Annotated in this window: 12 protein-coding genes; all 12 read left to right on the plus strand. The window is 65.7% G+C overall.

Annotated features, from left to right (window positions below):
- Positions 1–1,185: acyl-CoA dehydrogenase family protein (locus tag AC2VOG_RS14225; protein WP_486940533.1), on the plus strand; the 1,185-nt coding region annotated here is incomplete at its 5' end.
- Positions 1,182–2,168, plus strand: a complete 987-nt coding sequence (locus AC2VOG_RS14230) for a phosphotransferase family protein (protein WP_486940534.1) — start codon at positions 1,182–1,184, stop codon at positions 2,166–2,168. The genes AC2VOG_RS14225 and AC2VOG_RS14230, both read left to right, overlap by 4 nt.
- A 17-nt stretch (positions 2,169–2,185) precedes the next feature.
- On the plus strand, positions 2,186–2,833 hold the full coding sequence (locus AC2VOG_RS14235) for a catalase (RefSeq protein ID WP_486940535.1): 648 nt from the start codon (positions 2,186–2,188) through the stop codon (positions 2,831–2,833).
- Positions 2,833–3,171, plus strand: a complete 339-nt coding sequence (locus AC2VOG_RS14240) for a DUF6285 domain-containing protein (RefSeq protein ID WP_486940536.1) — start codon at positions 2,833–2,835, stop codon at positions 3,169–3,171. Before AC2VOG_RS14235 ends, AC2VOG_RS14240 begins: the two co-directional genes overlap by 1 nt.
- Before the next feature lie 54 nt (positions 3,172–3,225).
- Positions 3,226–3,762, plus strand: a complete 537-nt coding sequence (locus AC2VOG_RS14245) for a YceI family protein (RefSeq protein WP_486940537.1) — start codon at positions 3,226–3,228, stop codon at positions 3,760–3,762.
- A gap of 27 nt (positions 3,763–3,789) precedes the next feature.
- The gene (locus tag AC2VOG_RS14250; protein ID WP_486940538.1) at positions 3,790–4,188 is read left to right on the plus strand and encodes an Rv3143 family two-component system response regulator; all 399 of its coding nucleotides are present in this window, start codon (positions 3,790–3,792) and stop codon (positions 4,186–4,188) included.
- Positions 4,189–4,469: 281 nt separating this feature from the next.
- Positions 4,470–4,847, plus strand: a complete 378-nt coding sequence (locus tag AC2VOG_RS14255; protein WP_422266460.1) for an NADH-quinone oxidoreductase subunit A — start codon at positions 4,470–4,472, stop codon at positions 4,845–4,847.
- Between the two features lie 26 nt (positions 4,848–4,873).
- Positions 4,874–5,428: a NuoB/complex I 20 kDa subunit family protein gene (locus AC2VOG_RS14260; RefSeq protein ID WP_486940539.1), complete on the plus strand. Its 555-nt coding sequence runs from the start codon at positions 4,874–4,876 to the stop codon at positions 5,426–5,428.
- A 101-nt stretch (positions 5,429–5,529) separates the two neighbouring features.
- Positions 5,530–6,165 (plus strand): NADH-quinone oxidoreductase subunit C, encoded by a 636-nt coding sequence (locus AC2VOG_RS14265; protein ID WP_486940543.1) that lies wholly within the window; start codon positions 5,530–5,532, stop codon positions 6,163–6,165.
- Positions 6,165–7,457 carry an NADH dehydrogenase (quinone) subunit D gene (gene nuoD, locus AC2VOG_RS14270; protein WP_486940540.1) on the plus strand — a complete coding sequence of 431 codons (1,293 nt, stop codon included), beginning with the start codon at positions 6,165–6,167 and terminating at the stop codon, positions 7,455–7,457. Before AC2VOG_RS14265 ends, nuoD begins: the two co-directional genes overlap by 1 nt.
- The gene (gene nuoE, locus AC2VOG_RS14275; RefSeq protein ID WP_486940541.1) at positions 7,454–8,230 is read left to right on the plus strand and encodes an NADH-quinone oxidoreductase subunit NuoE; all 777 of its coding nucleotides are present in this window, start codon (positions 7,454–7,456) and stop codon (positions 8,228–8,230) included. The genes nuoD and nuoE overlap by 4 nt, the downstream gene beginning before the upstream one ends.
- Positions 8,230–9,532: NADH-quinone oxidoreductase subunit NuoF (nuoF, locus tag AC2VOG_RS14280; protein WP_486940542.1), on the plus strand; the 1,303-nt coding region annotated here is incomplete at its 3' end. The genes nuoE and nuoF, both read left to right, overlap by 1 nt.

The following is a 9,532-nucleotide window of genomic DNA, read 5'->3' on the forward strand; positions in this document are numbered from 1 at the left end:
TTCATCGAGCGCGAGATCGCGCCGCTGCAGGCCGAGAATATGCAGTACTTCGACCAACGTCGCGAACACGCCCGCACCGACTGGGACAACGACGGCATCCCCACCCGGGAGTGGGAGGATCTGCTGTCGGAGATGCGCCGTCGCGCCGACAAAGCCGGCTGGTTGCGCTACGGGCTGCCGTCGTCGCTGGGCGGTCGCGACGGCACCAACGTCGACATGGCGGTCATCCGGGAACATCTGGCGCACAAAGGCCTTGGCCTGCACAATGATCTGCAGAACGAGTCCTCGATCGTCGGGAACTTTCCGCAGGTGATCATGATGGAGCGATTCGGCACCGACGAACAGCGCGCCGCGTGGTCCGAGGCGTTGATCACCGGTGAACGCTCGATGGCCTTCGGACTCACCGAGCCTTTGCACGGCTCCGACGCGACCTGGCTGGAAACCCGTGCTGTACCGGACGGTGACCATTGGATCATCAATGGCGCCAAGCGGTTCAACACCGGCGTCCATCGCGCCACGCATGACTTGATCTTCGCTCGTACGTCCGGCGAACCGGGGCAGGCCCAAGGCATCACCGCTTTCCTGGTGCCCACGGACTCGCCAGGCTTCGCGGTCCCGTACTACTGGTGGACGTTCAACATGCCCACCGATCACGGCGAGGTCGAACTCACCGACGTGCGGGTATCCGCCGACGCAGTGCTCGGCGAGGTCGACCGCGGGCTCGAGGTCGCCCAGACCTTCCTGCACGAGAATCGCATTCGTCAAGCCGCCAGCAGCCTGGGCGCGGCGCAGTACTGCATCGATCGTGCCGCCGAGTATGCGGGCACGCGAACGGTGTTCGGTAAGCCGCTGTCGGCCAACCAGGCTGTGCAGTGGCCGCTGGCCGAGCTGCAGACCGAAGCGCAGATGGTGCGGCTGCTGGTGCAGTACGCGGCCTGGCACCTCGACCGCGACCATCACATGGAAGTGTCGGACAAGGTGTCGATGGCCAACTATCGGGCCAACCGGCTGGTGTGCGACGCCGCCGACCGCGCGATGCAGATCTTCGGTGGCCTGGGTTACAGCCGGCACGAACCCTTCGAGCACATCTACCGCCACCACCGCCGCTACCGGATCACCGAGGGTGCCGAGGAAATCCAGATCCGCCGGGTGGCGCAGCGGCTGTTCAAGTTCGGCCGCAAGTGACGGCCACAGAGGAGCTGGCGGCAAAACTCGTCGGCGTGCTGGAAGCGGCGCTGGGCGCCGGGACCGCCGTCGAGAAGCTGACTGCGCTCACCGGCGGCGCCAGCCGCACCACCTGGGCGTTTGACGCGGTCACCGGCGACCAGCGGCGTTCGCTGATCCTGCGCACCGGCCCGCCCGACGAAGTGCACGCCGGCATGGCTCTCGAGGCCAGCGCTCAGCGCGCAGCGGCCGCGGCCGGCGCACCGGTGCCCCATATTCTCGTCGTGGACGATTGTGTTGCGGCGCTGGGCAATCCGTTTCTGATCTGCGACGCAATCGAGGGCGAGACGATCGTCCGTCGCATCCATCGTGAGCTGGACGACACCGCTCGGCAACGACTGTTGCGCCAGTGCGCCGAGGCACTGGCCGCCATTCACCGGGCTGACACGAATCTGCCCGGCATCAGCGACGCCGACCAGATGACGGGATGGCGCGACCAGCTGGACACCATGGGCGACACCACGGCCACCTTCGAGTGGGCTTTTCGCTGGCTTGCCGACCATCGGCCGGCGCCCTCGCCGCCGGCGTTGGTGCACGGCGACTTTCGGATGGGCAACCTCATTGTCGACGGGTCCGGGCTGGCAGCGGTGCTGGACTGGGAGCTGGTGCATGTGGGTGACATCTACGAAGACCTGGCCTGGTTTTGCATCCGGGCCTGGCGATTCGGCGCGCCGGCGCGTCTGGCCGCCGGCGGGCTGGGCAGCATCGAGGATTTCCTCCGCGGCTATGAACAGGCCGGCGGGGCCGACGTCGACCGGGCGGCGTTTCACTGGTGGTTGGTCCAGGCCACGCTGCGCTGGGGAATCATCTGCCGTTATCAGGCCGAACGCCACTTGAGCGGACAGAGCCGCTCGGTGGAACTCGCGACGATCGGGCGACGCGTGTGCGAGACCGAGTGGGACTTGCTCGACTTGCTCGATAACGCGGTCGCGGGGGCCGGTTGAAAGCCTAGGGTTGTGCTGTGGCCACTCCTGATCAGGCAATCGAGGCAATCCGGGCAACGGGTGGCGCCCAACCCGGCAACCGGGCGCTGCACGCCAAAGGCAAGCTCTACCGCGGCACCTTCACCGCGACCCAGCCGCGCTTCGTCAAGGCGCTGCCGGTGGTCAAGGAAGCGAACAAAATACCGGCCGGCTACGGCACCGTCGCCTACCGCGGCCTGCACGCGTTTCGCTGGATTGCCGCCGACGGCAGCGCACGATTCGTGCCCTACCACCTCGTCCCGGATGCCGGCGAGGACTTCCTGCCGCCGGACATCGCGAAAACCAACGGCCCAGACTTTTTGGTCGATGAACTCGACAATCGGCTTGCGGCCCAACCGGTTCGGTTCCACTATCAGGTCCAGGTCGCCCCGCGGGGCGACTCTACTGTCGACCCGTCCAAGCCCTGGCAGGGCGACCAGGTCGGCACCGTCGGCACTCTGGAGATCATCAGCGCCGACACCGAACGCGAGCACGGCGGAGACATCGTGGTGTTCGATCCGATGCGCGTCACCGACGGCATCGAGCCGTCTGACGAACCGGTTCTGCACTTCCGCTCGGCGGCGTACTCCGCGTCGGTGAAATTGCGCAGCGGCGTCGGCCGCGGACCCGAAGCGCCGGCCACCTGATGACGTCCGCACACGGTCGTCCCACCGCCGCGGAACTCATCGCCGCCGTCGCCGAGTTCCTCGAAACCGACGTCCGGGCGTCGAGCTCGGGTCAGGTCAATTTCCATGCCCAGGTCGCGGCGAACGCCCTGCGGATGGTGGAACGCGAGCTGCTCGCGGGTCCCGACGACGGCGTGAGCGAAGCGCTGGCCCAGCTCGGTTGTCGCGACGAAGCCGCGCTGGCCGCGGCGATCCGGGCCGGTGACGTGGACGGCGCCGACGAGCCCGTACAGATCGCGTTGCGGGCACTGGTCGGCCGCCGGCTGGCGGCGGCCCATCCCGGCTACCAGGACGAGTAGGAGATACCCGATGCCCGCAGCCCACGCCCCGATCATGAGTTAAGGAGCGGCGCCATGAACGACCTCAAAACACTGTTGAACGACCCGGACACCGCCGGGGTGTGGAGCCTGGACCGCGACCGTTCCACAGTCGGCTTCAGCATCAAGAATTTCTGGGGTTTGCTCACTGTCAAAGGGCGGTTCACCGTCGTCAGCGCCGACGGCCAAATCACCAGCAGGGGAGCCATCTTCGGCCGTCTCGACGTCCAGGTAGCCTCGCTGCGAACCGGCATCGGTAAGCGCGACGAGCACCTACGCTCGGCCGACTTCTTCGACGTCGACCGCTACCCGGAGATCAGCGTGGTGGTCACCGGCATCGAGCCCAGCGGCGGCGATGCCGCCGACCTGCGGGCCACATTCAGCATCAAAGGCGTCACCGCGCCCGTTGCGCTGCCAGTCCAGGTCAGCGCGCTCCACGGTGGCGGTGTGCGAGTGACGGCCAAAGCCGAAATCGACCGCGACCAGTTCGACATCGGCTGGAACCGCCTGGGCATGGTCGCGAAGACGGCGACCGTCTCGGCCGACGCGTACTTCGTCCGGACGCCGCACTAAATCGTGCCGGGCGCTACGATCTGGACCGTGTCTGCCACCAGCACCTTGCGGATCCTCGTGTACAGCGACAACCCCAACACCCGGCAGGCCGTCATGACGGCCCTGGGCAAACGGATACATCCCGATCTGCCCGAACTGAGTTACGTCGAGGTCGCGACCGGGCCGGTCGTGGTCCAGCAGGTGGACACCGGCGGCATCGATCTGGCCATCCTGGACGGCGAGGCAACCCCCGAAGGCGGCATGGGCCTGGCCAAGCAGCTCAAGGACGAGATCGACCAAGGCCCCCCGATCGTTGTGCTCACCGGACGCCAAGACGACGCCTGGCTGGCCAGCTGGTCACGCGCGGAGGCTGCGGTCCCTCAGCCGATCGATCCGATCCGGCTTAGTCGGGCCGTTCTCGAGTTGCTGCGCACCCCGGTGCGCTGACCGCCTGACCGCCTTCTCGATTCCGCGCGGCCCAACCGCCCGACGGCGTTGAATCCTGCCGTTGCGGTCGCGCGGGCATGGGCGAAAGTTGTTCGCGCCCTGCGCCTTTCGCGTCTTTCGCATGACCCGCTGTCAGCCGCCCGTGTCATACTGTCACCCAATCACCCAGTTGTGGTTGAGGTCACATCTAACCTGCTGAGCGCGCGGCCCCACACGGTCGCTAGGCTGTGGTTGCGCTCACAATCCAGCCCTAGACCAGAGTGAGGAAGCGTCGTCGAGAGATGAATCTCTACCTGCCCATTCTTGTCCTCGGAGGGATCGCCGCAGCCTTCGCGCTCGGCTCGGTCGCGCTCGCCCAGATCACCGGCCCGAAGCGCTTCAACCGGGCCAAGCTGGAAGCCTACGAATGCGGGATCGAACCCAGCGACCAACCGGCCAACGCGCCGCACGCCGGCAGCGGGCAGCGCTTTCCGGTGAAGTACTACCTGACCGCGATGCTGTTCATCGTCTTCGACATCGAGATCGTGTTCCTCTACCCGTGGGCGGTGAGCTACGACCAACTCGGGTTGTTCGCGTTGATCGAGATGGTGGTGTTCATGCTCACCGTCTTCGTGGCCTACGCCTACGTGTGGCGCCGCGGCGGATTGACCTGGGATTGACCGCTGAGATGGGATTGAGGTAAGGCGTGGGCATAGAAGAAAAACTCCCCAGCGGCTTCTTGTTGACAACCGTCGAACAACTGGCGGGATATTTCCGCAAGAGCTCGCTGTGGCCGGCCACGTTCGGACTGGCCTGCTGCGCGATCGAGATGATGGCCACAGCCGGGCCACGATTCGACATCGCACGCTTTGGCATGGAGCGATTTTCGGCGACACCGCGACAAGCTGATCTGATGATCGTGGCCGGCCGCGTCAGCCAGAAGATGGCACCGGTGCTGCGCCAGATCTACGACCAGATGGCCGAGCCCAAATGGGTTCTCGCCATGGGTGTCTGCGCCTCGTCTGGTGGCATGTTCAATAACTACGCGATCGTGCAGGGCGTCGACCACGTCGTGCCCGTTGACATCTACCTGCCCGGCTGCCCGCCTCGACCGGAGATGCTGCTGTACGCAATCCTCAAGCTGCACGACAAGATCCAAGAGATGCCGCTCGGGGTAAACCGCGAGCAGGCCATCGCCGAAGCCGAACAGGCGGCACTTGCCGCCCGGCCGACCATCGAACACCTCGGGCTGCTGCGATGAGCTCACCGACACACGACCCCACTCGCGCGGCCAGCGAGGTCGGTGGGCATCCGGTCGGCAACAACCCGTCCGACGCCGAACTGATCGGCGTGCGCCGCGGCATGTTCGGGGTCCGCGGCAGCGGCGACACGTCGGGCTACGGACGGCTTGTTCGTCAGGTCGTTATCGACGAGGGCAGCCCGCGCCCCTACGGCGGCTACTTCGATGAGCTTGTCGACCGGCTGACCGCGGCGTTGAAGGCCGATGACAACGTCGAATTCGCCGACGCAGTCGAGAAAGTCGTGGTCTATCGCGACGAGTTGACCCTGCACGTAGGCCGCGAGTTGCTGCCGCAAGTCGCCCGTCGGCTCCGCGATGACCCACAGTTGCAATTCGAGCTGTGTCTCGGCGTCAGCGGCGTGCACTACCCGGAGGAAACCGGACGCGAACTGCACGCGGTGTATCCGCTGAGCTCGATCACGCACAACCGGCGGGTACGCCTGGAAGTGGCTGCGCCCGACGGTGATCCGCACATCCCCTCGCTGTTCGGGATCTATCCGACCAACGATTGGCATGAGCGCGAGACCTACGACTTCTTCGGCATCATCTTCGACGGTCACCCGTCGCTGACCCGCATCGAGATGCCTGACGACTGGGAGGGGCACCCGCAGCGCAAGGACTACCCGCTCGGTGGTGTGCCGGTGGAATACAAGGGCGCCAAGATCCCCCCGCCCGACCAGCGGAGGTCTTACAACTGATGAGCGAAACCCTGGTAACTCTGGGCGGGCAGGACTGGGACAAGATCGTCGAGGCGGCCCGCAAGGGCGAACCCGGTGAGCGGATCGTCGTCAACATGGGTCCGCAGCACCCGTCCACCCACGGCGTGCTGCGATTGATCCTGGAGATCGAGGGTGAAACCGTCACCGACGCCCGCTGCGGAATCGGCTACCTGCACACCGGAATCGAGAAAAATCTCGAGTACCGGTACTGGACGCAGGGCGTGACGTTCGTGACCCGAATGGATTACCTGTCGCCGTTTTTCAACGAAACTGCTTTTTGCCTGGGTGTGGAGAAGCTGCTCGGAATCACCGACGAGATCCCCGAGCGCGTCAACGTCATCCGGGTGATGATGATGGAGCTCAACCGGATTTCGTCGCACTTGGTCGCGTTGGCGACCGGTGGCATGGAGTTGGGCGCGATGACGCCGATGTTCACCGGCTTCAAGGGCCGCGAAATCATCCTCACGCTGTTCGAGTCGATCACCGGGCTCCGGATGAACAGTGCCTACATCCGCCCCGGCGGTGTGTCGCAGGACCTGCCACCGGACGCCAAGACTGAAATCGCCACGGCCCTCAAGGAAATCAAGGGCGTGCTGCACGAGATGGGCAACCTGCTCAACGAGAGCGCCATCTGGAAGGCCCGCACCAAGGACGTCGGTTACCTCGACCTCACCGGCTGTGTCGCCCTGGGAGTCACCGGGCCGATCCTGCGGTCCACCGGGTTGCCGCACGACCTGCGTAAGACCGAGCCCTACTGCGGATACGAGCACTACGACTTCGACGTCATCACCGACGACGGGTGTGATTCTTACGGCCGCTACATCATTCGCGTCAAGGAGATGTCGGAGTCGGTGAAAATCGTCGAGCAGTGCCTGGACAAACTAAAGCCCGGCCCGACGATGATCGAGGATCGCAAAATCGCCTGGCCGGCTGACCTGAAAGTCGGTCCGGACGGGTTGGGCAACTCGCCGGAGCACATCGAGAAGATCATGAGCGGCTCGATGGAAGCGCTGATCCACCACTTCAAGCTGGTCACCGAGGGCATCCGGGTGCCGGCCGGGCAGGTCTACGTCGCCGTCGAATCGCCGCGCGGCGAATTGGGTGTACACATGGTCAGCGACGGCGGCACCCGCCCGTACCGGGTGCACTACCGCGACCCCTCGTTCACCAACCTTCAAGCGGTCGCGGCGATGTGCGAGGGCGGCATGGTCGCCGACGTCATCACCGCGGTGGCCAGTATCGACCCGGTGATGGGCGGGGTGGACCGATGAGCGCACCGCAGAGCCCCAACGGCAATGGCGAGCGGGTGTTTCTCCGGCTCGGCCCGCCGCCAGAGGAGCCCGGCCAGTTCGTCACCGATGGCGCGCCGCAGTCGTATCCGGCCGACGTGCAGGCGCAACTGGAACTCGACGCCAAGGAGATCGTCGGCCGCTACCCCGACCCGCGCTCAGCACTGCTGCCTTTGCTGCACCTGGTGCAGGCGCAAGACGGCTACATAACGCCGGCCGGCGTGGAATTCTGCGGCGAGCGACTCGGTTTGACCGGAGCCGAGGTTGCCGCTGTCGCAAGCTTTTACACCATGTACCGACGCGGACCCACCGGCGAGTATCTGGTCGGCGTGTGCACGAACACGCTGTGCGCGGTGATGGGCGGCGACGCGATCTTCGACTCGCTCAAGGACCACCTCGGCGTCGGCAACGACGAGACCACCGACGACGGAAAGATCACGCTGCAACACATCGAGTGCAACGCCGCGTGCGACTACGCGCCGGTCGTCATGGTCAACTGGGAATTCTACGACAACCAGACCCTTCAGTCGGCGCGCACGCTGGTCGACGGTCTGCGCTCGGGTAATCCCCCGGCACCAACCCGCGGAAATCTGGGCACGTTCAAGGAGACCGAGCGGATTCTGGCCGGCTTCCCCGACCCGCGGCCGGACGACGGCCAAGGCGGTGCCGGCGCGGCGACGCTGGCCGGCCTTGAGGTTGCCAAGGCCAAGAAGATGGCCGCACCGCCTCCGGACGCTTCAGGGGAGGGCAAGTAATGGGGTCACCGACACCGTTGGCACCGGTGCTGAGCCGATTCTGGGATGACCCGCAATCGTGGACGCTGGAGACTTATCGCCGCAACGACGGCTATCAGGCGTTGGACAAGGCGTTGAAGATGGACCCCGACGCGGTGATCGCCACCGTCAAGGACTCAGGGCTGCGGGGCCGCGGCGGCGCGGGCTTTTCGACCGGCACGAAGTGGTCGTTCATCCCGCAGGGCGATAGCGCCGCCGCCGCCAAGCCGCACTACCTGGTGGTCAACGCCGACGAGTCCGAACCCGGCACGTGTAAAGACATTCCGCTGATGCTGGCCACCCCGCACGTCCTGGTCGAGGGCGTGATCATCGCGTCGTATGCGATCCGGGCCAGCCACGCGTTCATTTACGTCCGCGGCGAGGTGCTGCCGGTGCTGCGGCGCCTGCAGAACGCCGTCGCCGAGGCCTACGCCAACGGATATCTGGGCAACAACATCGCCGGTTCGGGCTACGACCTGGAGTTGGTGGTGCACGCCGGCGCCGGCGCCTACATCTGCGGCGAGGAGACCGCGCTGCTGGACTCGCTGGAAGGCCGCCGCGGCCAACCCCGTCTGCGTCCGCCCTTCCCCGCGGTCGCCGGCCTGTACGGCTGCCCGACGGTGATCAACAACGTCGAAACCATCGCCAGCGTCCCGTCCATCGTGCTCAACGGAGCCGACTGGTTCCGCTCCATGGGTAGCGAAAAATCACCTGGCTACACGCTGTATTCGTTGTCCGGGCACGTCACCAGGCCCGGCCAGTATGAGGCGCCGCTGGGCATCACGCTGCGCGAACTGCTCGACTACGCCGGGGGCGTGCGGGCCGGACACCAGCTGAAGTTCTGGACGCCGGGCGGATCGTCGACGCCGCTTTTGACCGACGAACACCTCGACGTGCCACTGGATTACGAGGGTGTGAGCTCGGCCGGGTCGATGCTGGGCACCAAGGCGTTGGAGATCTTCGACGAAACCACCTGTGTGGTGCGCGCTGTCGGTCGTTGGATCGACTTCTACAAGCACGAGTCGTGCGGCAAGTGCACGCCCTGCCGCGAGGGCACGTTCTGGCTGAGCCAGATCTACCATCGTCTGGAAGGCGGCCGCGGTACCACCGAGGACCTGGACAAGCTCACCGACATCGCCGACGCGATTCTCGGAAAGTCGTTCTGCGCGTTGGGTGATGGTGCGGCGAGCCCGGTCGCATCGTCACTCAAGTTCTTCCGTGACGAATACCTCGCACACATCGAGGGCGGCTGTCCGTTCGACCCTCGGGAGTCCATGCTCGAGG

The organism is Mycobacterium sp. TH-M11, from assembly GCF_057473725.1.